Raw genomic sequence first — 23,661 nt, 5'->3', positions numbered from 1 at the left:
GTGGGGTCGGCGGCGGGGCCGGATCTATTCTAGGCGCTCGCGAGCAAAGATGGAATCACCACGGGCAGAACATAATTTCCAATGTCTCCGATCGTGCTGCGCGCCAGCGCCCACCGGGCCGTCCGCGTGTCGCGGCACAGGACCACGAAGGCCACCATGCAGCTCAGGGCCCGGTTCGCGTCGGTGATGAACCGCAGCCAGGCCTCGGCCTGGTCAGGGTCGGGGTCCACCACGGCGTCGAAGAGGATCGCGAAGACGCGCTCGTCGCCCTTGGAGTAGGTCGCGAGCGCGCAGACTCTTAGCGATTCGGAGCCCTCCGGTGGGCTCAGGCAGTGGCGGCCCACGGTGATCTCGTCGTAGGCGGGCAAGTCGGGGCCGTCGCTCCAGTTGTAGAGGTCGGTGGCGAGTTCGGGGCGGATTTCCATCAGCATCGCGAGAATCTCGTTGTACTCGATTGCCATTCGAGTTCCTAACTTCCGCGTGGGGTCACAAAAGGTGGGTTGCAGGTACAACGAGGACAAGTGGATCAAGGTTACGGGAAGGTGGACGCGGTCGGGGAGCCGTGGTCCGGGTACGACGGCGGGGCGCGGCGGGCATCGCCCGCCGCGCCCGCGTGAACGCTCGCTTCGGCCTACAGGCCCAGCTGGTGCTCGAAGTTGCCCTCTTCGATGCGCTTGGTCACCGCCGCCAGGTAGCGGGCGGCGTCGGCGCCGTCGATGAGGCGGTGGTCGTAGCTCAGCGTCAGGTGCATGACCGAACGCACCGCGACGACCTCGCCGAGGTCCGGGTCGTTGACCACGCGCGGGCGCTTGACGATCGCGGCGGTGCCGAGGATCGCCGACTGGCCCAGCGGCACGATCGGCGTGTCGAACAGCGCGCCCACCGAGCCGGTGTTGGTGATGGTGAACGTCCCGCCGTACAGGTCGTCGGGCGAGAGGCCGCCGTTGCGCGCCTTGTCGGCGACCTCGGCGATCCGCTTGGCCAGACCCGGGAGGTTCAGGTCGCCGGCGTTCTTGACGACCGGAGTGAGCAGGCCCTTCGGCGTGTCCACCGCGAACGCGACGTTCTCGGCGGCCGGGTAGGTGACCGTCTTCTCCTCCAGGTTCATGGAGGCGTTGATGATCGGGTACTGCTGGAGGGCCTCGATGGCGGCGACCGAGAAGAACGGCAGGAAGGAGAGCTTCACGCCGTGGCGGTCGAGGAACTCGTCCTTCTTGGCCGCGCGCAGCTTGGCCACCTTGGTCACGTCGACCTCGCGCACCGTGGTGAGCTGGGCCATCGTGGTCATCGACTCGTGCAGGGCCTTGGCCGCGGTCTGGCGCAGGCGGCTCAGCTTCTCGGTGCGGCCGCGCAGCGGGCTGACCTCGACCGGAGCTGCCGGTGCTGCCGGTGCGGCCTCGGCTTCGGGAGCGGCGGTGGGCTTGGAGGCCATCCGCTGCTCGATGACGTTCTGCACGTCCTGCTTGCGGATGCGGCCGCCGACGCCGGTGCCGGTGACCTCGTCGAGGTTGACGTCGTTCTCCGAGGCGAGTTTGCGCACCAGCGGCGTCACGTACGAGCTGCCGGGCTTGGTCGGCGCTTCGGAGGGGGTCGGCGTCGGCGTCGCCTGCGGCGCGACCTGCGGTGGGGCGCTCGCCGGCGCCTCGGGCTCGGGCGTCGGCTTCTCGGCGGCCTCGGCCGGGGTCTCCTCGGCGCGCGGTTCCGCGGACGGCTTCGGCTTCGGCGTGGCCGCCGGTGCGGCGGTGCCGCTGCCGATGATCGCCAGCACCGAACCGACCTCGGCGGTCTCGTCCTCACCGATCTTGATGTCCAGCAGCGTGCCGGCGGCCGGCGAGGGGATCTCGGTGTCGACCTTGTCGGTCGAGATCTCCAGCAGCGGCTCGTCGACCTCGACGTTGTCGCCGACGGACTTCAGCCAGGCGGTGACCGTCCCCTCGGTCACCGACTCGCCGAGCTCGGGGAGGACCACTTCGGTGCCTTCGCTGGAGCCGGCCGAAGCGTCGGAGGGCTGCTGCGCCGGGGCGGACTGCTCGGCGGCCGGCGGTTCGGCCGCCGGCCGCTCCGGTTCGGAGGCGGGCTCCTCGGCGGGCTCGGCCGCCGGGGCCGGAGTCGGCTCGGCGGGAGTCTCGCTGGTCTCGGACGGGTCGCCGATGATGGCCAGCTCGCCGCCGATCTCGACCTCGGAGTCCTCCGGGGCCACGATCTTGAGCACCACGCCGGCGACCGGCGAGGGCACCTCGGTGTCCACCTTGTCGGTCGAGACCTCCAGAAGGGGCTCGTCGACCTCGACGGTGTCGCCTTCCTTCTTCAGCCACTGTGTCACGGTTCCCTCGGTGACCGACTCACCGAGGGCGGGCATCGTTACCGATGTCGACATCGTTCTGTTCAGCTCCTGTCTTGGCTGTCGTGAGACCTAGTCGTGGACGTGCAGCGGCTTGCCGGCCAGCGCCATGGCCGCTTCGCCGATCGCCTCGTTCTGCGTCGGGTGCATGTGGATGAGCTGCGCGACGTCCGAGGCGTAGCCCTCCCAGTTGTAGATCAGCTCGGCCTCGCCGATCTGCTCGGAGATGCGGGTGCCGACCATGTGGATGCCGACGATCGGGCCGTCCTCGACGGCCACGAGCTTGATGAAGCCCTGGGTCTTGAGAATGTTGGACTTGCCGTTGCCGCCCAGGTTGTAGTTGATCGTCTTGATCTTGTCGGCCCCGTACCGCTCTTTCGCGACGTCCTCGTTGAGGCCCATGGAGGCGACCTCGGGCTCGGTGAAGGTGACGCGCGGGATGCCGGTCTCGTCGATCGGGGTCGGGTCGAGGCCGGCGATGTGCTCGGCGACGAAGATGCCCTGCAGGAAACCGCGGTGGGCGAGCTGGACGCCGGGGACGATGTCGCCGACGGCGTAGATCCCGGGGACGTTGGTCTGGAGGTGCTCGTTGGTGAGCACGAAGCCGCGCTCCATCTGCACGCCCTGCTCGTCGTAGCCGCAGCCTTCGGTGACCGGGCCGCGGCCGACGGCCACGAGCACGAGGTCGCCGTCGATGACGGTGCCGCCCTGGATGGTGACCTGGACGCCCGAGTCGGTCCGCTCGACCTTCTCGAAGAACTTGCCGGTGTGGAACTTGATGCCGCGCTTGCGGAAGGCCCGCTCGAGCATCTTGGAGGAGTCGGCGTCCTCGGCGGCGATGAGTCGGGGCAGGCCTTCGACGATCTCGACTTCGACGCCCAGGGACTTCCAGGCGGAGGCGAACTCGGCGCCGATGACGCCGCCGCCGATGACGATGGCCTTGTTCGGCAGTTCGGTCAGCTCGAGGGCGTGCTCGGAGGTGATGATCCGCTCGCCGTCGATCTCCAGGCCCGGGAGGGTCTTGGAGTAGGAGCCGGTCGCCAGGACGATGTTCTTGCCGGTGACGCGCTTGCCGCCGTCGACCTCGACGGTGCCAGGGGCGACGAGCTTGCCGGTGCCTTCGATGAGCTCGATCTTGTTGGCTTTGAACAGGCCCTGGAGGCCCTTGTACATCTTGGCGACGACGCCGTCCTTGTACTTGTTGACCGCCGCGATGTCGACGCCCTTGAGCTCGGCCAGGACGCCGAACTGCCCGGCGTCGCGGGCGGTGTCGGCGACCTCGCCGGCGTGGAGCAGAGCCTTCGTGGGGATGCAACCGCGATGCAGGCAGGTACCCCCGACCTTGTCCTTCTCGATCAGGGCCACGGACAGGCCCAGCTCCGCCGCGCGGAATGCGCTGGCGTAGCCGCCGCTGCCGCCACCCAGGATCACTACGTCGTATCCTGCGTTCGGGTCGCTCATTGGTCTCCGCTCTCCCACTAAACGATGGTTTGAGTACGCGCTCCATCCTTCCACCGGACGCGGCCCGTGGTCGACTAGACCCGATGGATTGGAGTGTGCAACACCATTAGACCCCCTGGTGCCTCCTCCAGGAAGTCCCGGCCATGTGCGGCGGAACACAGCTCGTTCCGGGCGTGTGTACGCTTGATAGTCGACACCTCAATGGTGCGGAAGGAGCTGCCGTGGGCTGGTTTGGACGCAGGAAGAAGAAGAGCGAAGGCACGTTGGACCGCGCCTCCGACAACGCAGACCAGCGGCATCTCGTCGATTTCATCAAGTCCCGGACCGGTGTCGAGGCTTACATCGAGCCCCGCACGAACGTCACGCAGACGACGGTCATGCTCATCGCGCACGACGGGGAGTGGACGCGTCGGCGGGTCGACGGACCGGCGGGGGCCTTCGCTTTGGGACGCAAGCACAGCATCCCGGTGTACGAGGTCGCCAAGACGGGGTATCCGCAGCGCAAGCGCGATTACGACCAGCGTCGGAAGCTGGAGCGGCAGCGCCGCTCCTAGCGTTTGATAACGGTTGCACAAATTTCGCCGCACCGTCCCGCCACGTGGTCGTGAAGGACGGTGCGGCGCCCCGCATCAGGCGTGGTCCTCGATGAGGGCCACCAGGGTCCGCACAGGAACGCCGGTCGCGCCCTTGGCGATGTACCCGTAAGCCGAGTCGCTCTCGGCCGGACCGGCGATGTCGATGTGGGCCCACGGCGTCTCCTCGGGCACGAACTTCGACAGGAAGATCCCGCCCTGGATCATGTGCGCGTCCCGCTTCAAGCCGCTCGCGCACTGCGAGACGTCGGCGATCGAGGAGTCCATGAGCGCGACCACGTCCTCGGGGAACGGCATCGGCCAGCCGGCCTCGCCGACCGAGTCGGCGACCCGCGCGACCCGCTCGGTCTCCTGGTCGGTGCCCATCAGCCCGAAGGTGCGCTGGCCGAGCGCGAGGATCTGGCCGCCGGTGAGCGTGGCCACGTCGTAGATGGCGTCCGGCTCGTCCTCGGCGGCCCGCGACAGCGCGTCGGCCAGGACCATGCGGCCCTCGGCGTCGGTGTTGAGCACCTCGATGGTCTTGCCGTTGCGAGCGGTGACCACATCGGAGGGGCGGTACGACGAGCCCGACGGCATGTTCTCCGCCAGCGCCACCGTGCAGGTGACCGCCACCGGCAGCCGCAGCTTGGCGGCGGCGATCGTGGCCCCGACCACGGCCGCGGCGCCGGCCATGTCGGTCTTCATGTTCCACATGCCCGCCGAGGGCTTGATCGAGATGCCGCCGGTGTCGAAGGTGATGCCTTTGCCGACCAGCGCGACGTGCTTGTCCGCGCCCTCGGGCCGGTACGACAGGCGCACCAGCCGCGGCTCGGCCGTCGAGCCGCCGCCGACGGCCAGGACGCCGCCGTAGCCGCCTTCGGTGAGCGAGTCCACATCGAGGGTCTCGACCTCGAGTCCGGCGGCGGCGGCCTCGCGCTCGATCTCGGCGGCGAACGTCGGCGGCCGCAGCAGGTTCGCCGGAGTGTTGACCCAGGTCTTGGTGAGGGCCACGCCTTCGGCGAGGATCGCGGCCTTCTCGACGGCGGCCCGGTCCGCGCCGTAGACGGCGATGGTCTCGGGCGGGGCGTCGCCGGAGTCCTCGCTCTTGAAGTCCGCGAACCGGTACGCGCCCAGGGCCGCGCCGGTGGCGGTGGCCTCGGGGTCGCCTTCGAAGGCTATGGCGAGGCTCCGGTGCCCGAAGGCGGAGCGGACGGCCGTGCCGGCGGCGCGGCGGAGCTTCTCGTCGTCGAGTTCATCGGCCGGTCCCAGCCCGACGACGAACACCAGTTTCGCCTCGAGCCCCTCGGGTGCGGGCAGTCGCGTCAGCGCGGCGGGCTTGCCGGTGTTGTCGAAGGCCGCCAGGGCCTCGCCGAGGCGGCCGCCGAACGCGGCGTCGACCCCGGCCGCACTGGCGGGAATGGCGGCGGCCTCCTCGCCGGCGTGCACGCCGACGACGATGACGTCGGCCTTCGCGGCGGCGATGTCGCCGGAGGCGGTGAGCAGGTCAGTCATGTTTCGTCCTTACACGGTGCGAGTCCAAACGGACCGATCCTACGGTGTGGGATTCGCGCGATAGTGTCTTAGCCATGTCTGAGCCTGCATCGTCACCTCTGGTCTCGCCGCTGCACCCCCGCCATCTCGAGCAGGGGGCGAAGTTCGCGCCGTTCGCGGGCTGGGAGATGCCGCTGCACTACGCCGGCGGCGTCCTGGCCGAGCACGGTGCGGTGCGCACCTCCGTGGGGGTCTTCGACGTCTCGCACCTGGGCAAGGTGTGGGTCGCCGGGAGCGGAGCGGCGGCGCTGGTCAACCGGTGCCTGACGAACGACCTCGACCGGATCGGGTCCGGCGGCGCCCAGTACACGCTCTGCTGCGACCCCGACGGCGGTGTCGTCGACGACCTCATCGCCTACCGGCTCTCGGACGATGAGATTCTGCTGATCCCCAACGCCGCCAACGCCGCCGAGGTCGCCCGCCGCCTGGAGGAGGCGGCCCCGCCCGGCGTCGAGATCCGAAACGCCCACCGGTCGCTGGCGGTCCTGGCCGTCCAGGGACCGGAGTCGCCGCGGATCCTCGAGTACCTCGGGCTGCCGCACGAGCACGACTTCATGAGCTTCGAAGAGCGCATCGTCGACGGCGCGGCCATCATCGTCTGCCGCTCGGGCTACACCGGCGAGACCGGCTTCGAGCTGGTCGTGCCCGCCGAGGCCGCGGGGGACCTGTGGGACGGGATGCTGGTGGCCGGGGCGCGCCCGTGCGGTCTCGGCGCGCGCGACACGCTGCGCCTGGAGATGGGCTATCCGCTCCACGGGCAGGACCTCGGCCGCGACATCACCCCGGTCCAGGCGCGCTTGAACTGGGCGGTCGGCTGGGACAAGCCCGACTTCTGGGGCAAGACCGCGCTCGTAGCCGAGCGCGAGGCCGGGCCGAAGCGACGCCTGTGGGGCCTCGAGGCCACCGGGAAGGGCGTGCCGCGGGCCCGCATGGCCGTGCTCGACGGCGACCGGCGGGTCGGCGAGACGACCTCGGGGACCTTCGGGCCGTCGCTCAAGCACGGCGTGGCGCTGGGACTGTTGGACGCGGAGTACCGGCCGGGGACCGAGCTGCAGCTGGACGTGCGAGGTCGTCGGCTCGGGGTGCGCGTCGTCAAGCCGCCCTTTGTGAAAGCCGCACCGAAATAGGGCCGAGGGGACTCCGGTCTTGTCTCCGGGAGACTTCTTCGATAGCGTTTACCAGAACCTTGCAGACGAAGGAGTCACATGTCAGGCACGCCGCATCGCTATGCACTCGTCGGCACCGGGGCCCGCGCCACGATGTTCGTCAACGCCATCACCGAGCGGTCCGACAAGGCGCGACTGGTCGCATTGGCGGACACCAACCGGCACCGCATGGGTGTCCACGCCGAGGCCGTCGCCGCCGCGGGCGTGCCCGAGCCCGCCCGCTACGACGCGGCCGACTTCGAGAAGCTGCTCGACGAGACCCGGCCCGAGACGGTCATCGTGACCTGTGTCGACGCTTACCACCACGAGTACATCCTCGCTGCCCTCGCCCGCGACCTCGACGTCATCTGCGAGAAGCCGCTGACCACCACCGCCGAGCACGCCGCGGCGATCCTCGAGGCCGAGGAGCGGTCCGGCGGCACGGTCACCGTCACCTTCAACTACCGCTACAACCCGCTCCACGAGAAGGTCGCCGACCTGCTCCGCGACGGCGCCATCGGCGAGATCGTCTCCGTGGGCTTCGACTGGCTGCTCGACACCCGCCACGGCGCCGACTACTTCCGCCGCTGGCACCGCCTCGCCGACAAGTCCGGCGGCCTGCTGGTGCACAAATCCGGCCACCACTTCGACCTGGTCAACTGGTGGCTCGATTCCGCGCCGATACAAGCGTTTGCCAAAGGTCGGCTGGCGTTTTACGGCGAAAACGGACAACGGACCGGACACGACCGCGGATACGACCGCGCCACCGGCGCCGCCCGCGCGTCCGACGACCCCTTCGCGCTCCACCTCGACGAGAACCCCCAGCTCAAGGACCTCTACCTCGACGCCGAGACCGAAGACGGCTACCTGCGCGACCAGAACGTCTTCGCGCCCGGCACGACCATCTACGACGACATGATGGCCCTGGTCGACTACGAATCGGGCGTGACGCTGTCCTACCGGCTCACCGCCTACTCGCCCTGGGAGGGCTACCGGGTCCACTTCAACGGCACCCAAGGCCGCCTCGAACTGCTCGTAGTGGAGAACGACCACGTCAACCCGTCCCTCAAAGGCCCGAACGGCGCCTCCGTCCACGGCACCCACGAGGCCGCCGAGGAAGGCTGGTACGAACTGACCCTCCACCCGTTCTGGACCAAGCCCAGCAAGATCGACGTCGGCGACTACCAGCGCAAAGGCCACGGCGGCGGCGACGAGCGCATGCTGGCGGTCCTCTTCGACGGCGCATCCGACCCGCACGACCGCTCGGCCACCGCCCGGGACGGGGTCAACGCGCTGGCCGCCGGCCTGGCATCGAACGTTTCCATCGCAACCGGGCAACCGGTTGCAGTCGCCGACCTCATCAAGCAATAGGAGCACCCGTGACGCTGCACCCCGACCGGCTCTTCCCCGCCGACGAGCGCACCCGCGCCGTCGCACGCGAAATCCACAAGCGGACCTGCGACCTGCCGCTGGTCAGCCCGCACGGGCACGTCGACCCGCGCCTGATGTCGGAGAACGAGCCGTTCCCGGACCCGGCGCGCCTGTTCGTGGTGCCCGACCACTACCTGACCCGGATGCTCTACAGCCAGGGCTACACGCCCGACCAGCTCGGCGTCACCTCGGCGGACGGCACGCCCTCGGAGACCGACGGCCGCACCATCTGGCGGCGGTTCGCCGAGAACTACCACCTCTTCCGCGGCACGCCCTCGAAGCTGTGGCTCGACTACACCTTCGCCGAGGTCTTCGGCATCTACCAGCCGCTGAACGCCCAGACCGCCGACGAGTTCTACGACCACATCTCGGCCCGGCTCGTCGAACCCGCCTACCGGCCGCGGGCCCTGTTCGACCGATTCAACATCGAGGTGCTGGCCACCACCGAGACCCCGGTCGACGACCTCGACGCCCACGCCGCCCTCGAAGGCATGGACGCCGGCGACGGCCGCCGATGGGGCGGCCCCGGCGGCAAGGTCGTCACCACCTTCAGGCCCGACAACCTCGTCGAACCCGACTGGCCGGGCTGGAAGGAACGGGTCGCGAAACTCGGCGCGATCACCGGAATCGACACCGCCACCTTCGACGGCTTCCTCGAAGCCCTGCGCGCCCGCCGCCAGGACTTCATCGCCGCCGGCGCCACCTGCTCCGACCACGGGAACCTGACCCCACGCACCGAGGACGACCCGAAGCGGGCCGCCGAGATCTTCGCCAAGGCGCTCAACGGCGAAGCGGACGAGATCGAGACACTGCGCTTCCCGATGCTCATGCTCACCGAGTTCGCGCGCATGAGCGTCGACGACGGCCTGGTCATGCAGCTGCACCCGGGCTCGCGGCGCAACCACAACAAGTGGCTCTACGAAGGCTGGGGCCGCGACGTCGGCGGCGACATCCCCAACCACACCACGTACACCGACGGCCTCAAGCCCCTGCTCGACGCCTTCGGCAACGACCCGCGCTTCCGCATGGTCGTCTACACCCTCGACGAGACCTCCTTCAGCCGCGAACTGGCCCCGCTCGCCGGCGGCTACTCGTCGGTGTTCATCGGCGCGCCGTGGTGGTTCCTCGACTCCCCCGAAGGGATGCGCCGCTTCCGCGAAGCCGTCCACGAGACCGCCGGGTTCTACAACACCGCCGGCTTCGTCGACGACACCCGGGCGTTCTGCTCCATCCCCGCCCGACACGACCTGGCCCGCCGCATCGACGCCTCGTTCCTGGCCCGCCTGGTCGCCGAGCATCGCATGACCGAAGAAGAAGCGGCCGAAGTCGCGGTCGACCTCGCCTACAATCTGCCGCGCAGAATCTACGGATTGGAAATGTAAATGTCGACCAAGATCGAACGACTCGAAGTCCACGACGTCCGCTTCCCGACCGCGGCGGACGCCGACGGCTCCGACTCGATCAACCGCGCCGACTACTCGGCCTGCTACGTCGAGCTGTTCACCGACGGCGGCCCGACCGGCACCGGCTTCACCTTCACCGGCGGACGCGGCAACGAGATCTGCGCCGCCGCCGTCAAGGCCTACGCCCACCTCGTGGTCGGCAAGACCGTCGAAGGGATCTTCGCCGATCCGGTCGAATTCTGGCGCTCGATCGTCCAAGAGCCCCAGATCCGCTGGCTCGGACCCGAGAAGGGCGCGGTCCACATGGCCGTCGGCGCCATCGTCAACGCCGTCTGGGACCTGCGCGCCAAACTCGAGGGCAAACCGATGTGGCAGCTGCTCGCCGAGATGGACTCCGCCGAACTGGCCGCCCAGATCGACTACCGGCACATCGTCGACGAACTCACCCCGGCCGAGGCCGAAGCGATCCTCGACGCCGGCCGCGACGGCTACGAGGACCGCCTCCAGACGCTCAAGAGCGACGGCTTCCCCGCCTACACCACCTCGGTCGGCTGGCTCGGCTATTCCGACGACAAGGTCCGCGCCCTGACCGAGCAGGCCGTCGCCGACGGCTGGACCGCCGCCAAGATGAAGGTCGGCTCCCCCGACGTCGCCGACGACGTGCGCCGCGCCGGCATCATCCGCGACGTCCTCGGCCCCGACCGCCTGCTGATGATGGACGCCAACCAAATCTGGTCGGTCCCCGAGGCGATCGAGAACATGAAGCGGCTGGCGGCCTTCGACCCGTACTGGATCGAGGAGCCCACCCACCCCGACGACATCCTCGGCCACGCCAAGATCGCCCGCGCCGTCGACCCCATCCGCGTCGCCACCGGCGAAGTCGCCGCCAACCGCGTCATCTTCAAACAGCTCCTCCAGGCCGACGCCATCCGCGTCTGCCAGATCGACGCCTGCCGCGTCGGCGGGATCCCCGAAGTGATCGCCACCCTCCTCATGGCCGCCAAGCACGGCGTCGAAGTCTGCCCCCATTCCGGCGGCGTCGGCCTGTGCGAGTACGTGCAGCACCTCGGCATGTTCGAGTACCTTCGCGTAGGCAAGACCCTCGAAGGCCGCATGATCGAATACGTCGACCACCTGCACGAGCACTACACCGATCCGGTGACCGTCGTCGACGGCCGCTACCGGCTGCCGACCCAGCCGGGATACTCGGTCACACTGAAGGACGAATCGATCGCCCGATACCGCTTCCCAGACGGACCCGCATGGCTGAGCAACTGACACCCGCACTGAACGACGAGACCCTGAAGCTGGTGCCCGGCGACGTCCGCGTCCCGGGCACCCGCCCCGACCGGGCCCGGATACTCCACATCGGCGCCGGCGCCTTCCACCGGGCCCACCAGGCCGTCTACACCGACGACACCGACTGGGGCATCATCGTGGCGGCCCCCAATTCGCGCGGCGTCATCGACGCGCTCGCCGCACAGGACGGCCTCTACTCGGTGGCGACCCTCGGACCCGACGGCGCCGAACTGCGCGTCGTCGGATCGATCGTCGACACCCTCCACCTGGCCACCGAGACCGAGCGCGCGCTCGACCTCATCGCCTCCGACGAGATCGACCTCGTCACCCTCACCGTCACCGAGAAGGCCTACAAGGACCCCGAAGGCGTCCCAGGCCTCCTCGCCGCCGGCCTCGCACGCCGAGCCCGGCGAGCCGGCCGCCCGGTCACCATCCTGTGCTGCGACAACCTGCCCGACAACGGCGCCACCACCAGAGCGGCCGTCCAGCCGCTTCTGGACCCTGACACCCGCGCCTGGGCCGAAGGCAACGTCACCTTCCCGTCCACCATGGTCGACCGGATCGTCCCCGCCTCGACCCCGGACACCTACGACCGCGCCGAACGGGTCCTCGGCGTCGCCGACCGGGCCGCGGTCGAGGCCGAGCCGTTCACCCAATGGGTCATCGAAGACGACTTCGCCGGACCGCGCCCCGACTGGGACGCCACCTTCACCGACGACGTCGCCGGCTGGGAGCGCCTCAAACTGCGCACCCTCAACGGCGTCCACTCCACCCTCGCCTACCTCGGCGCCCTCGCCGGAGCCGAGACCATCAGCGAGGCGATGGCACTGCCGGGGGCGCGGCGCTTCGCCGAACGCCTCATCGCCGAGCAGATCGCACCGAGCATGACGCCCCCCGACGGGCAGGACGTCGTCGACTACGGCCACAGCGTCCTCGAACGGTTCGCCAACCCCGGCATCCGGCACCGCTGCCTCCAGATCGCCATGGACGGCAGCCAGAAGCTGCCGCAGCGGCTCTTCGCCACCGTCGCCGACATCGCCGAGACCGGCCGGGCGAGGGAACTCATCGCCCTGCCGCTGGCCGCGTGGATACGCTTCTGCGCCGGACACGCCGACGACGGCACCGAGCTGCCCCTCGACGATCCGCTCGCGCCCGTCCTGAAGCAGAGCCTCGACGCGGCCGGGCACGGGCCCGCCGCACAGGTGGACGCTATCCTCGGGATCCGGCAGATCGTTCCCGAACCGGTCGCGGCCGACCACGAGCTGCGACTCGCCGCCACCGCATGGCTGGCCGACCTGGACCGGTACGGAGTGGCCCCGACCCTGGAGAACCTCTAATGGACCTTCGCATCCCGCGCATCGCCCTCATCGGCGCGAACGGCTACGGCATCCACCACCGACGCAACCTCGAACCGCGGCGCAGGGAAGGCAAGGTGGAACTGGTCGGACTCTGCGACACCGCCACGATCGCCGACCTGCCCGAGGCGCCCATCGGCGACGTCCCGGTCTTCGACGACTACCGGCAGATGCTCGAAGCGACCGACCCGCACATCGTCATCATCGCCACCCCGCCGCCGACCCACCTCCCGTTCGCCTCCGACGCCATGCGCCACGGCTGCGACGTCTACCTCGAGAAACCCCCGGTCGCCTCCCTCGAGGAGTACCGGGCCCTCTACGAGGTCATGACCGAGACCGGCCGAGCCGTCCAAGTCGGCTTTCAAGCCCTCGGCTCCCACGCGTTCAACGCCCTGCGCGACGCCATGGAGTCCGGACGGCTCGGGCGGCTCCAGTCCGTCGGCGTCGCCGGCTCCTGGCAGCGGCCCGACTCCTACTACCGGCGCTCGCCCTGGGCCGGCAAGCGCGAGATGAACGGCAACCTCGTCGCCGACGGCGCCCTGGCCAACCCGTTCGCGCACGCCACGCAGCAGGCGCTGGCGATCGCGGGGGACTGGCCGCTGGATGGCGAGATCGAGCTGGAGCGGCTGCGCTGCCGCGAGGGGATCGAGGTCGACGACACCGCCGTGTGGCGTGGCACCAACAAGGGCGGGGTGAGCGTCACCGTGGCGGTGACGCTGTGCGGCGAGCGGAAGCTCGAAGGCGACATCTACGTCCGGGGCACCGAGGGCGAGGCGTGGCTGGAGTACACGACCGACCGGCTCAGGCTGCCCGGTGACGACGAGCCGAAGCAGTACGGTCGCACCGGCCTGCTGGACAACCTGATGCTGCACCGCCAGCGGGGCGTCGGGCTCATCAGCGGGCTGCGTCGCGCCAAGACCTTCACCGGCGTGCTGGAGCGGGTCTTGAACGATCCGGTGCCGCCTCTGGTCGACGACGTCCACTTGCGGCGCGTCGGGGACGACCCGGTGACGATTCTGGAAGGCGCCGACGACGCGGTCGAGGCGGCCGGCAGGCAGGGTCGGCTCTTCAGCGAGCTGGACCTGGACTGGGCTTAGGGAACCGGGGCCGCCGGTGGTCCCGGCGGCCCCGGTCTCCGATCGAGGCGACTAGCTCGCGCCCGCGCCGTTGCTCACAATGGAGTTGATCTGCGACGGGGTGTCGAGGGAGTAGCTGTAGGGCACTCCCTGGACCGAGCCGCTCGACGGCGGCGTCGGCGAGTTCACCAGGTGGTTGTTCCGAGAGACGATGCGGCCGGGGTCCGAGGACCCGTAGCCGATCTCCACCGGGGTGTCGGTGTTCTCGATGTAGTTGCCCTCGAAGATCACTCCGGCGTCCATCGTGGTGGCGACGCCGTAGGATCCGACGTTCCGGTAGTAGTTGTTGAACACGTGGACCGGCTCGCCGAAGCGGACCCGCGGGTTGCGCGAGTTGGTGCCGTTGAAGTAGTTGTGGTGGTAGCTCACGCGCAGGTGGCCCCGGTCGGCGGTGTGGCCGTCGGAGTGCCCCAGCAGCATGTTCTTCTGGCTGCCGTTGAACCGGTTCCACGAGACGGTCACGAAGTCCGACTCGCGTTTGATGTCGCACGAGCCGTCGTAGCCGACGCCGAAGGTGTTGTGGTCGATCCAGACGTTGGTCGAGCCCTGCTGGACGTTGATGGCGTCGTCGTCCCAGTCGTCGAACGTGAGGTTCTGGATGATGACGTTGTGCACGCCGTCGACGTCGAAGCCGCCGCCGGTGATCCTGGCGCCGGAGTTGCCGATGATCGTGGTGTTGGAGCCGACGTCGTTCATGCCCGAGAGGTTGATCGAGCCGCTGACCCGCACGACCTTGGGGGAGTCGCCGCTGATCGCCGAGACCAGGGCCGAGGCCGAGGAGACGGTGACCGGCGAGGCGTTGCCGCCGCCGGTGGTGCCGCCGTTCTGCGTCGCCCAGCCGACCAGGCCGCCGGGGGTGCCGGGGTTGTCGTCGCCGGATCCGGCCGGGATCAGGCGCCACTGCTGGTTGACGGCTCCGGTCGGGTCGTACTGCGAGATGCGGCTGGCCGGTTCGGTCGACCATTCCCAGACGTCGAGGGCTTTGCCGGAGAAGCGGTTGACGAACGAGACGTAGTCGCCGTCCTGGCTGATCGACCACTGCTGGTTGGTGCCGTTGAGATCGTTCCACTGCGCGATGGTCGCGCCGTTGTCGGCGTTCCAGTCGTAGACGTCGAGGACGTGCCCGGAGTGGCGGGCCTGGACCCGGTAGTAGCCGCCGCCGGCGTCGACGAAGCGGAACTGCTGGTTCTGGGTGCCGACGTTGTTGTACTGGACGAGTTCGGCGCCGGGTTCGGTGGACTGGTCGAGGATGTCGAGCACCAGGCCGGAGTGGCGGGACTCGAGGAGGTACCAGGTGCCGACCTCGAAGGCCCGGGCCGGACTGGAGACGAGCAGGCCGGCCGAGGCCGCCGCCGGTACGGCCGCGGTGAGTCCGGCGACCTTCCAGAAGCGGCGCCGTGAGTACTTGCCACTGAAGAGGTTCTCCATGTGGTCGCGATCCTTTCGGTGAGAGGGAGTGCAATCGCTTGCATCGATTGCCGTTTTCGAGCGAAAGGCGCATTCCTCCCGGGGTGCCGGGGCCGGAGTCGGCTCCTTCCGCGTCCCGTCCGTGTCGGACGGGGACCGAAGTCATCAATATATTTAGAGACCTCGATATAGGAAATATGGTAGCGCTAACAAGATAGCGTTTGCAACCTTTCGCCCGAAATCTGTGGCACCGATGAAGCAACGAGACTGGCGGGGCAGCGACATGCTCCTGGGACCGGCCTTGCGGCGAGGCGCCTGAATGCGTACGACAGTACGATGGCAATCACTTGCCAGTGTTTACGGATGTGGCTTTCTGATGACAGCCGTGCTAAAAACACGCTATGGCACTTTTCGACCTTCCCCTTGAACAGCTCCGCGAGTACCGGCCCGAGGTCCCCGAACCGGCCGACTTCGACCAGTTCTGGAAGCAGACCCTCAGCGAAGCGGCCGCCCACGACCTCGACGTCCGGCTCGAGCCGGTGGACGCGGGTCTGACGACGGTGGAGGTCTTCGACCTCGCCTTCGCCGGTTTCGCCGGACACCCCATCAAGGGCTGGCTGGTCCTGCCGAAGGGCGTCGCCCGGCCGCTGCCGTGCGTGGTCGAGTACATCGGCTACTCCGGCGGCCGCTCAGTGCCGTGGGCCCACACCATGTACCCGGCCGCCGGCTGGGCGCACCTGGTGATGGACACGCGCGGCCAGGGCTACGGCAACTGGCAGCCCGGCGACACCGGCGACCCGTACGGCGGCACCGGCCCGACCCGCGGAGGCTGGATGACCCAGGGCGTCGAGTCGCCCGAGCACTACTACTACCGGCGGGTCTTCACCGACGCCTACCGCGCCGTCGACGTCGCCAAGGGCCACGAGGCGATCGACGCCGACCGCGTCGTCGTCGCCGGCGGCAGTCAGGGCGGCGGCATCTCCCAGGCCGTCGGCGGCCTGCGCGACGACCTGGCCGGCGCGATCGTCGACGTGCCGTTCCTGACGCACTTCCGCCGCGCCGTCGAGATAACCGACGGCTTCCCGTACCAGGAGCTGGTCGAGTTCCTCGCCGGCCAGCGCATGCGGGAAGAGGAGGTCTTCAAGACCCTGTCGTACTTCGACGGCGTCCACTTCGCCGCGCGCGGCGCCTCGCCGGCGCTCTACTCGGTCGGGCTCATGGACGACATCTGCCCGCCCTCGACCGTCTTCGCCGCCTACAACCGCCGGCAGGGCGAGAAGCGCATCACCGTGTGGCGTTGGAACAAGCACGAAGGCGGCGGCGTACACCAGCGCGGCGAGCACCTGAAGTTCCTCGCCGACAAGTAAGCCGCTCAGGAGCGGATCCGGAGACGTTCGAGCGCCTCCTCGTGGAGCAGGCCGTTCGTCGCCAGCGCGGAGCCGCCGTCCGGCCCGGGGCGGCCTTTCAAGTCGGTGAAGGTCCCGCCGGCCTCTTCGACGATGAGCGCCAGCGGGGCCAGGTCCCACAGGGCGACCTCGGGCTCGGCGGCGATGTCGACCGCGCCCTCGGCGAGCAGGCAGTAGGAGTAGAAGTCGCCGAAGCCGCGTTCGCGCCAGACCTCGTGGAGCAGGCCGAGCATCGCGCCCTGGCGGTCGACCTTGGTCCAGCCGGTGATCGAGGAGATGCTCACCGAGGCGTCGGCGAGCTTGGGGACCTGCGAGACGTGGATCTTCTTTCCCGAGCGCTGGTCGCGCCCGGCGAAGGCCCCGGCGTCCTTCATGGCCCACCAGCGCCTGCCGAGCGACGGGGCGCTGACGACGCCGACGACCGGTTCGCCGCGGTCGAACAGGGCGATGAGCGTGGCCCAGATCGGTACTCCGCGGACGAAGTTGCGGGTGGCGTCGATCGGGTCGATGACCCACTTGCGGCCCGAGGCGCCGGGATTGTCGCCGAACTCCTCGCCGTAGACGCCGTCGCGAGGACGGGCGCGGGAGAGGGTCGAGCGGATGACCTCCTCGATGGTGGTGTCGGCGTCGGAGACCTCGGTCATGTCGGGTTTGGTGGAGACGCGCAGGTCCGCGGCGCGGTAGCGCTCGACGGCGATCCCGGAGGCGCTGTCGGCGAGGAGGTGCGCCAGGCCCAGGTCGTCGTTGTAACCGGAAGAGGAGGACATGTGCCTCATCCTACTCAGTACTTGCCGTCGGACTCCGAGAGCGAGGCGAGCACGCGGCGGAAGGAGGCGAGGCGACCGGCCCTGGGGTCGTCCTCGCCGATCTCGGCGTCGAGGGCGCAGTCGCCGATCTCGGGAGTGTGGGTGCAGCCGCGCGGGCAGTCGGCGGCGATGGCCTCGAGTTCGGGGAAGGCCTTGAGGATCGAGTCGGCGGTGACGTGGGCCAGGCCGAACGAGCGCACCCCGGGGGTGTCGATGACCCAGCCGCCGCCGGGCAGTTCGAATGCGACGGTGCTGGTGGAGGTGTGGCTGCCCTTGCCGATGGAACGCACCTCGCCGACCGCGCGCCCGGCGCCGGGCACGAGCCGGTTGATCAGCGTCGACTTGCCGACCCCGGAGTGGCCGAAGAAGACGTTCTCCTTGCCGGCCAGGAGTTCCAGCAGGTGGTCGAGCGGTTCGTCGGGCTCGGTGGTGACGGTGGTCAGTTCGAGCTGGGAGTAGTACGACTCGACTTCGGCGACCATCCCCGGGGCCAGGTCGGTCTTGGTCAGGCACAGCACCGGCTTGACGCCGGCGTCGTAGGCGGCCACGAGGCAGCGGTCGACGAAGCCGTAGCGCAGTGGCGGGTCGACGAGGCTGCCGACGATGAGGAGCTGGTCGACGTTGGCGACCACGACCCGCTCGGTCGCGCTCTCGTCGTCGGCCGAGCGGCGCAGTTCGCCGTGGCGGGGGGCGAGGCGGACGATGCGGGCGAGGGTGCCGGGCCGGCCGGAGAGGTCGCCGACCAGGGCGGCGCGGTCGCCGACCACGATCGACTGGCGGCCGAGCTCGCGCGCCTTCATGGCGGTGACGTAGGTGTCCTCCACTCGGCAGGTGTAGCGGCCGCGGTCGACGGCGGTGACGATGCCTTCGGTGGCGTTCTCGTGCTTGGGGCGGATCTTGGTCCGGGGCCGGGACCGACGGGAGGCTCGCACCCGCACGTCGTCTTCGTCGTACTCCCGGGACGGCATCAGCCGTTCGCCTCCTCGGGCGGGAGCGCGCCCCGCTCGCCGGTCACGACGCCGCACCGCCGCGGATCGCCCGCTCCCACACGGTGGCGAACTCGGGCCAGGTCTTCGAGGTGCAGGCGACGTCGGAGAGCTCGAAGTCGGGGGTCACCAGGCCGACGAGGGCGCCGGCGTGGGCCATCCGGTGGTCGGCGTAGGTCTCCCACGTCATCGGGCGGGTGTCGTGCCCGGAGATCCGCAGGCCGTCCTCGTATTCGACCACTTCGGCGCCGAGTTTGGTCAGCTCCTTCGCCAGCGCGGCGATGCGGTCGGTCTCGTGGCCTCTGATGTGGGCGACGCCGCGGATCGAGGAGGGCCCGCGGTTGATGCCGAACAGGGCCGCCAGCGCGGGGGTGAGCTCGGAGGCGTCGGACAGGTCGAGGTCGACCGTCAAAGTGGAGGGGGCGCCGATGACGGTGAGGCCGCCGCGGGTCCATTCGACTCGGGAGCCGAGCTCGACGAGGATGTCCCGGATGCGGTCGCCGGCCTGGGTGGTCTCGTGCGGCCAGTCGAGGACGGTGACGCGGCCGCCGACGGCGACCGCGGCGCACAGGAACGGCGCGGCGTTCTGCAGGTCGGGTTCGATGTCCCATTCGCGACCGGCCAGTTCGCCGGGGGCGACGCGCCAGCGGTTCTCCTCGGAGTCGTCGACCTCGGCGCCGGCCTGGCGGAGCATCTGGACGACCATGTCGAGGTAGGGGCGGCTGGGGACGGGGCGGTCGCCGACGTGGCGCAGGTCCAGGCCGTTCTCGAACCGGGGCGCGGCCATGAGCAGGGCGCTGACGAGCTGTGAGGTCTTGGAGGCGTCGACGGTCAGTTCGCCGCCTTCGACGCGGCCGCCTGCGGCGACGGTGAACGGCAGGGCGGCGCGACCGCCGTCGTCGACTTCGACGCCGAGGTCGCGCAGGGCTTTGATGACGCCGTCGTTGGGGCGTTTGCGGGCGTGCGGGTCGCCGTCGAAGGCGACCGGGCCGTCGGCGAGCGCCGCGACGGGCGGCAGGAACCGCATGACGGTGCCGGCGAGGCCGCAGTCGATCTCGGCGCCGCCGCGCGGCCGGCCGGGTTCGACGGTCCAGCGTTCGGGGTCGTCGGTGTCGATCCGGGCTCCGAGTGAGCGCAGGGCGTCGACCATGAGGAGGGTGTCGCGCGAGCGGAGGGGACGCCGGATCGTGGAGGGCCCGCCGGCGAGGCTCGCGAGGACCAGCGCCCGGGCGGTCATCGACTTCGAGCCGGGCACGCGGACCACGGCGTCGAGTTCGGCCTCGGCGTAAGGCGGTGTCCATCGGCGTTGCTTCGGTGCGGCGGTTCCAGTCACGCCGCCATTCTAGTGCTCCGTTCGCTCCGGTCCGGGCTGTCGGTGCCGGGCGCTAGCGTGAAGTCATGTGCGGAAGGTACGCCAACAGCAAGTCCGGCGGCGATATGGCCGCCTTGTTCGACGCCGACGACCTCATCGCGGGTGCTTGGACGCCGAGTTGGAACATCGCGCCGACGGCGTCGGCCCCGATGGTGCGGCGCTCTGCGAGCCGGGACGACCGCGTGGCGGAGCCGGCCCGGTGGGGGCTGGTGCCGCCATGGGCCTCGGATCCGTCGATCGGGGCGCGGATGTTCAACGCCCGTATCGAGACGGTGTCCACTTCTCGGGCCTACCGACGTCCGTTCGCGGCGCGGCGGGCACTGGTTCCGGCAGACGGCTGGTACGAGTGGCGCAAGCTTCCCGGCGGTGGCAAGCAGCCGTATTACTTCACTCGCCCGGGCGGAGTGGTGTTCGCGGGGCTCTGGGAGAGCCGGCGGCAGGGTGAGGAGCGCCTGTTGAGCTTCACGGTGCTCACCTGTCCGGCCGCGAGCGCGGCGATCGGCGAGGTCCACGACCGGATGCCGTACGTGCTGCCGCCGGAGCGGTACGCGGCCTGGCTGGGGGAAGAGGACGCCGACGAGGCCGAGCTGCTGGCCGGCCCGCACGCCGGATTGATCGAGGAGTTGGAGATCCGGAAGGTCGGTCGATCGGTGGGGCGGACCGGCAACGACGGGCCGGAGCTGGTGCGTCCGGTCGATGTCGCCGAAGGTCCGTCTGCCCTGCCTGGATTGTGATACCAATCACTCCAGCCGAACGGTATCTGTACCCCGGAGCGTCGTTCTTTCGTGTACAAGCCGCCGTCGAGTGCGCAAGGACCCCTCCGAGCGTGTCCGACGCCCGTGTGAGGGGCATGACGGCGGACGGCAAAGGGAGGCAGATATGCGGCGGATCCGCCACGACGAGGTAGCTCGAGCCCGGAGGGACCCCCGGCTGCTCGACGCCGCCGAGTACCGCAACGAGATCAAAGGTGAATACCGGATGAGCGCGGCCCACTGGCTGCGCCAGGGCAACTGCGCCGACGCTGATCCGGACGTGATGTTCCCCGAGCCTCGAGAGCCCGTAGACGAGGCGCTCGCGATCTGCGCTTCGTGCCCCGTCAGGACGCCCTGCCTGGTGCGGGCGCTGGAGGCACGCGACCGCCACGGCATCTGGGGCGCCACCGCGCCCCGGGAGCGCCGGGCGATGATCGAGGCATGGAAGGACATCAATCCCCTGGCCATAGGGGCTTGAACCGTCGAAAGGAAACCGGAATACGGAGGCCGCGATGCCCGGATGCCGGAGTCGCGGCCTTCTTCGTCCGGTCGGGGAAACCTCCCCGAGCCGGCGGCGGTGTCAGTTCCGCCGGCCCGGGGCAGGTACTGGGAGTTCACGCGCCGACTATGCGTCGCGATCAAGGACCCTCGCGGGCCCCTCCACCATAACGACCGTCGCGACCGAAAGTTATGGATTCACTCCACAAGGTCACGGTTGGGAACGGGCTTCGCCCGCACCGGGTGCGTGGAGTCCGGTGTGTCGGGCGCTACGGCCACTCCTCGGGGATCGTGGAATGAACCGGGGCCCGGCGGCGTTGTGCCGTTCGAGTCTCCCGGAAGGAGAGCATCCGCATGATGATGACTGTTCGGACCGACCCTCGGCGAAGCTCCCGGGCCGGCGACGCCGCCGGCGAGGACGAGCGCGTGGCCGCTTTGCTGCGCGGACCCGAATGGACCCCTGAGAACGAGGACGAGCACGTCACTGCCGGACGTATTTCCCCCGTCGGACCCGGAGCCGCTGTCGTAGGCTCGGAGGCGATTCTCGACGAGAGGGAGACGGTGACCGAGCCAGGCGAGGAGACCACCCATGAGCGGCGCGCGCGCTTCGAGCGCGACGCGATGCCGCTGCTCGACCAGCTCTACGGCGCCGCCCTGCGCATGACGCGCAACTCGGCCGACGCCGAGGACCTGGTCCAGGAGACCTACCTCAAGGCCTACTCGAAGTTCCACCAGTTCCGCGAGGGCACCAACCTCAAGGCCTGGCTGTACCGGATCCTCACCAACACGTACATCAACTCCTACCGCAAGAAGAAGCGCCAGCCGCAGACCTCGCCGACCGACGAGATCACCGACTGGCAGCTGGCCGACGCCGAATCCCACAGCCCGACCGGGCTGCGCTCGGCCGAGGCGGAAGCGCTCGACCGCCTGCCGGACTCCGACATCAAGGAGGCCCTCCAGAGCCTCGGCGAGGACTTCCGGCTCACGGTCTACCTCGCCGACGTCGAGGGCTTCTCCTACAAGGAGATCGCCGACATCATGGGGACCCCGATCGGAACGGTCATGTCGCGGCTCCACCGGGGGCGCCGCCAGCTGCGCGAGATGCTCAGCGCCTACGCGGCCGACCGTGGCCTTTCGACCGCACGGGAGGGACAGCGGTGACCAGCTCGGAATTCGACAAGCCGGACCTCGACTGTCGCGAGGTCCTCGAAGAGGTGTACCTCTACATCGACAACGAGTGCTCCGAGGTGCGCCGGTCGGTGATCAAGAGCCACCTCGACGAGTGCTCGCCGTGCCTGGCCGAGTACGGCATCGAGCAGGAGGTGCGGACCATCGTCCACCGCTGCTGCAGCCGGGAGAAGGCCCCGGACGAGGTCAAAGAGCGCCTGCGCGCCAAGCTGAGCGCCATCGAGCAGGTCCGCGACGTCTTCACCGAGGTGGCCGAGCGCGAGCGCTGAGCGCGCCCGCGATCCTCAGCCGCCGGCCCGCTCGCTCTTCTCCCGCTCGTTGGCCTCCAGGAGCCGGATCGAGATCGTCAGCGACGCGTCCCGCAGCTCCTGGTCCGAATCGACGGTTCTCGGGAACGTGATCCAGTTGCTGTAGAGCGTGGTGATCGCGTCCCAGGCCCTCATCCGGTGGAGCAGCTCGTCCTCGTCGTCGGCCAGCAGCGCGTGCAGCCGCAGGAGCCGCTGGCGGAAGATCGAGCCGCGGTCCAGGCGCGTCAGCGCGGCCTGGTTGTACTGCTGGAACCGCAGCACCGGGACATGGGCGCGGATCACCTCGGCGTAGCGGCGCAGGAGCTCGCGGCGGGTCTCGATCCCCCGGGGCTGGGCCTCGCCCCACTCGCAGATGCGGTCGACGTCGTCGGCGTACGAATCGAAGAAGCTGGCCGCGATGTCTTCCTTGGTCTTGAAGTGGTAGTAGAGAGCGGCCTTGGTGACGCCGAGCCGCTCGGCGATCTCCCTCAGGGACGTGCGCTCGTATCCGAGCTCGCTGAACAGTGCGATCGCGGTCTGCTGGATCCGCTCGCGGGTGCTCGGCTGGTTCTTGTCGCGCGACTCGCGCGGCACTTCGGTCATAGGGGCAAGTCTCGTTCGCAACCTGGTCCGGCCAGCGGCGTTCGCGGGGCGGCGGTTCCCGCCCCGCAAGACGCTAGCTGTTCGGGCGCTTCCCGTGGTTCGCGGACTTCTTTTTGCGCGCCTTGCGCTTGCGAGCGGCTTTGGCCATGGCTTCTCCTTGGTCGGTCGGTTTGCAGGGACCCACCATACCCGTACCCGCATCGTGGGAGTCACTTTGACTTCGTCCCCTCCCTGAAGGGAGGGGATTCCAGTCGTCACCGACTGGGTTTCCTGTTTCGTCGACAGTCGCGCCAACACCCGGGGGTGTCAGTGTCTTACACCGTCTCGGCAGGCTGCGACGGCCAGCCCGGCCGCCAGAATGTTCTTGGCCGCGTTCACATCGCGGTCCTCGGTGTGCCCGCACGCGGCGCACTCGAAGACCCGCTGCGACAGCGGCATCGTGTCTTTCATGGCCCCGCACGCCGAGCAGGTCTTGGACGATGGCAGGAACCGGTCGACCGCGACCACGCTCCGGCCTGCCCATTCGGCTTTGTATTGGAGCATGCGGCGGAACTCGGTCCAGGCCGCGTCCGCGATCGCGCGGGACAGGCGGTGACCTGCGAGCATCCCGCGCACGTGCAGGTCCTCCACGGCGATCACTTGGTTCTCGTTGACCAGCCGGG

23 protein-coding genes are annotated in these 23,661 nt (G+C 69.4%); 12 read left to right on the top strand and 11 right to left on the bottom strand.

Going from position 1 to position 23,661, the window contains the following annotated elements:
* Nucleotides 1-29 precede the first annotated feature (29 nt).
* The 3 genes from ACYVL2_RS18160 to lpdA all read right to left on the bottom strand — a co-directional run bounded on the left by ACYVL2_RS18160 (nucleotide 30) and on the right by lpdA (nucleotide 3,802).
* Entirely contained in the window at nucleotides 30-461 is a 432-nt protein-coding gene (locus ACYVL2_RS18160; RefSeq protein WP_460545962.1) for a hypothetical protein, read from the bottom strand.
* Nucleotides 462-631: 170 nt separating this feature from the next.
* Nucleotides 632-2,377: a 2-oxo acid dehydrogenase subunit E2 gene (gene sucB, locus ACYVL2_RS18155; RefSeq protein WP_460545960.1), complete on the bottom strand. Its 1,746-nt coding sequence runs from the start codon at nucleotides 2,375-2,377 to the stop codon at nucleotides 632-634.
* Nucleotides 2,378-2,413: 36 nt separating this feature from the next.
* On the bottom strand, nucleotides 2,414-3,802 hold the full coding sequence (gene lpdA, locus ACYVL2_RS18150; protein WP_460545958.1) for a dihydrolipoyl dehydrogenase: 1,389 nt from the start codon (nucleotides 3,800-3,802) through the stop codon (nucleotides 2,414-2,416).
* A gap of 221 nt (nucleotides 3,803-4,023) precedes the next feature.
* Here lpdA and ACYVL2_RS18145 point away from each other — a divergent pair, with 221 nt between their 5' ends.
* Complete coding sequence (locus tag ACYVL2_RS18145) at nucleotides 4,024-4,356, top strand: oxidoreductase (protein ID WP_460545955.1); 333 nt, start codon at nucleotides 4,024-4,026, stop codon at nucleotides 4,354-4,356.
* 75 nt (nucleotides 4,357-4,431) lie between these two features.
* Here ACYVL2_RS18145 and ACYVL2_RS18140 read toward each other — a convergent pair whose 3' ends face one another.
* On the bottom strand, nucleotides 4,432-5,886 hold the full coding sequence (locus ACYVL2_RS18140; protein WP_460545953.1) for a leucyl aminopeptidase family protein: 1,455 nt from the start codon (nucleotides 5,884-5,886) through the stop codon (nucleotides 4,432-4,434).
* A 74-nt stretch (nucleotides 5,887-5,960) separates the two neighbouring features.
* Here ACYVL2_RS18140 and gcvT point away from each other — a divergent pair, with 74 nt between their 5' ends.
* From gcvT to ACYVL2_RS18110, 6 genes are all read left to right on the top strand, one after another.
* Nucleotides 5,961-7,052 (top strand): glycine cleavage system aminomethyltransferase GcvT, encoded by a 1,092-nt coding sequence (gene gcvT / locus ACYVL2_RS18135; protein WP_460545951.1) that lies wholly within the window; start codon nucleotides 5,961-5,963, stop codon nucleotides 7,050-7,052.
* A gap of 78 nt (nucleotides 7,053-7,130) precedes the next feature.
* Complete coding sequence (locus tag ACYVL2_RS18130) at nucleotides 7,131-8,441, top strand: Gfo/Idh/MocA family oxidoreductase (protein WP_460545948.1); 1,311 nt, start codon at nucleotides 7,131-7,133, stop codon at nucleotides 8,439-8,441.
* 8 nt (nucleotides 8,442-8,449) lie between these two features.
* Nucleotides 8,450-9,883 (top strand): glucuronate isomerase, encoded by a 1,434-nt coding sequence (uxaC, locus tag ACYVL2_RS18125; RefSeq protein WP_460545945.1) that lies wholly within the window; start codon nucleotides 8,450-8,452, stop codon nucleotides 9,881-9,883.
* The gene (locus tag ACYVL2_RS18120) at nucleotides 9,884-11,182 is read left to right on the top strand and encodes an enolase-like domain-containing protein (RefSeq protein ID WP_460545942.1); all 1,299 of its coding nucleotides are present in this window, start codon (nucleotides 9,884-9,886) and stop codon (nucleotides 11,180-11,182) included.
* Entirely contained in the window at nucleotides 11,167-12,540 is a 1,374-nt protein-coding gene (locus tag ACYVL2_RS18115) for a mannitol dehydrogenase family protein (protein ID WP_460545939.1), read from the top strand. Before ACYVL2_RS18120 ends, ACYVL2_RS18115 begins: the two co-directional genes overlap by 16 nt.
* Entirely contained in the window at nucleotides 12,540-13,655 is a 1,116-nt protein-coding gene (locus tag ACYVL2_RS18110) for a Gfo/Idh/MocA family protein (protein ID WP_460545936.1), read from the top strand. The genes ACYVL2_RS18115 and ACYVL2_RS18110 overlap by 1 nt, the downstream gene beginning before the upstream one ends.
* A 51-nt stretch (nucleotides 13,656-13,706) precedes the next feature.
* Here the strand turns inward: ACYVL2_RS18110 and ACYVL2_RS18105 are convergent, their stop codons facing one another.
* The gene (locus ACYVL2_RS18105) at nucleotides 13,707-15,122 is read right to left on the bottom strand and encodes an RICIN domain-containing protein (RefSeq protein ID WP_460545933.1); all 1,416 of its coding nucleotides are present in this window, start codon (nucleotides 15,120-15,122) and stop codon (nucleotides 13,707-13,709) included.
* 380 nt (nucleotides 15,123-15,502) lie between these two features.
* Here ACYVL2_RS18105 and ACYVL2_RS18100 point away from each other — a divergent pair, with 380 nt between their 5' ends.
* Nucleotides 15,503-16,468 carry an acetylxylan esterase gene (locus tag ACYVL2_RS18100; protein ID WP_460545930.1) on the top strand — a complete coding sequence of 322 codons (966 nt, stop codon included), beginning with the start codon at nucleotides 15,503-15,505 and terminating at the stop codon, nucleotides 16,466-16,468.
* Nucleotides 16,469-16,473: 5 nt separating this feature from the next.
* On the opposite strand, the gene hisN is transcribed toward ACYVL2_RS18100, so the two are convergent.
* From hisN to aroA, 3 genes are read right to left on the bottom strand one after another with little or no spacing between them, the layout of a single operon-like run.
* The gene (hisN, locus tag ACYVL2_RS18095) at nucleotides 16,474-17,274 is read right to left on the bottom strand and encodes an FIG domain-containing protein (RefSeq protein WP_460545927.1); all 801 of its coding nucleotides are present in this window, start codon (nucleotides 17,272-17,274) and stop codon (nucleotides 16,474-16,476) included.
* A 14-nt stretch (nucleotides 17,275-17,288) separates the two neighbouring features.
* Nucleotides 17,289-18,281: a ribosome small subunit-dependent GTPase A gene (gene rsgA, locus ACYVL2_RS18090; RefSeq protein WP_460545924.1), complete on the bottom strand. Its 993-nt coding sequence runs from the start codon at nucleotides 18,279-18,281 to the stop codon at nucleotides 17,289-17,291.
* A 43-nt stretch (nucleotides 18,282-18,324) separates the two neighbouring features.
* A complete protein-coding gene (gene aroA / locus ACYVL2_RS18085) occupies nucleotides 18,325-19,632 on the bottom strand; it encodes a 3-phosphoshikimate 1-carboxyvinyltransferase (protein ID WP_460545921.1) in 1,308 nt (435 codons plus the stop codon).
* Between the two features lie 65 nt (nucleotides 19,633-19,697).
* Here aroA and ACYVL2_RS18080 point away from each other — a divergent pair, with 65 nt between their 5' ends.
* From ACYVL2_RS18080 to rsrA, 4 genes are all read left to right on the top strand, one after another.
* A complete protein-coding gene (locus ACYVL2_RS18080) occupies nucleotides 19,698-20,405 on the top strand; it encodes an SOS response-associated peptidase (RefSeq protein ID WP_460545918.1) in 708 nt (235 codons plus the stop codon).
* Between the two features lie 145 nt (nucleotides 20,406-20,550).
* On the top strand, nucleotides 20,551-20,901 hold the full coding sequence (locus ACYVL2_RS18075; RefSeq protein WP_460545915.1) for a WhiB family transcriptional regulator: 351 nt from the start codon (nucleotides 20,551-20,553) through the stop codon (nucleotides 20,899-20,901).
* Nucleotides 20,902-21,275: 374 nt separating this feature from the next.
* Nucleotides 21,276-22,082 (top strand): sigma-70 family RNA polymerase sigma factor, encoded by an 807-nt coding sequence (locus ACYVL2_RS18070; protein ID WP_460545912.1) that lies wholly within the window; start codon nucleotides 21,276-21,278, stop codon nucleotides 22,080-22,082.
* Nucleotides 22,079-22,378 (top strand): anti-sigma factor RshA, encoded by a 300-nt coding sequence (gene rsrA / locus ACYVL2_RS18065; RefSeq protein WP_460545909.1) that lies wholly within the window; start codon nucleotides 22,079-22,081, stop codon nucleotides 22,376-22,378. The genes ACYVL2_RS18070 and rsrA overlap by 4 nt, the downstream gene beginning before the upstream one ends.
* A 15-nt stretch (nucleotides 22,379-22,393) precedes the next feature.
* Here rsrA and ACYVL2_RS18060 read toward each other — a convergent pair whose 3' ends face one another.
* The 3 genes from ACYVL2_RS18060 to ACYVL2_RS18050 all read right to left on the bottom strand — a co-directional run.
* The gene (locus tag ACYVL2_RS18060; RefSeq protein ID WP_460545907.1) at nucleotides 22,394-22,999 is read right to left on the bottom strand and encodes a TetR/AcrR family transcriptional regulator; all 606 of its coding nucleotides are present in this window, start codon (nucleotides 22,997-22,999) and stop codon (nucleotides 22,394-22,396) included.
* 73 nt (nucleotides 23,000-23,072) lie between these two features.
* Nucleotides 23,073-23,147 carry a 50S ribosomal protein bL37 gene (locus ACYVL2_RS18055; RefSeq protein ID WP_372451643.1) on the bottom strand — a complete coding sequence of 25 codons (75 nt, stop codon included), beginning with the start codon at nucleotides 23,145-23,147 and terminating at the stop codon, nucleotides 23,073-23,075.
* A gap of 158 nt (nucleotides 23,148-23,305) precedes the next feature.
* Nucleotides 23,306-23,661, bottom strand: a 356-nt coding sequence (locus tag ACYVL2_RS18050; RefSeq protein WP_460545904.1) for an RNA-guided endonuclease InsQ/TnpB family protein, incomplete at its 5' end; no start/stop codon positions are given.

The sequence above is a fragment of the Glycomyces halotolerans genome, from assembly GCF_054779575.1.
Note: the sequence above shows the minus strand (reverse complement) of the source record. Positions and strands in the feature narration are given on the sequence as shown.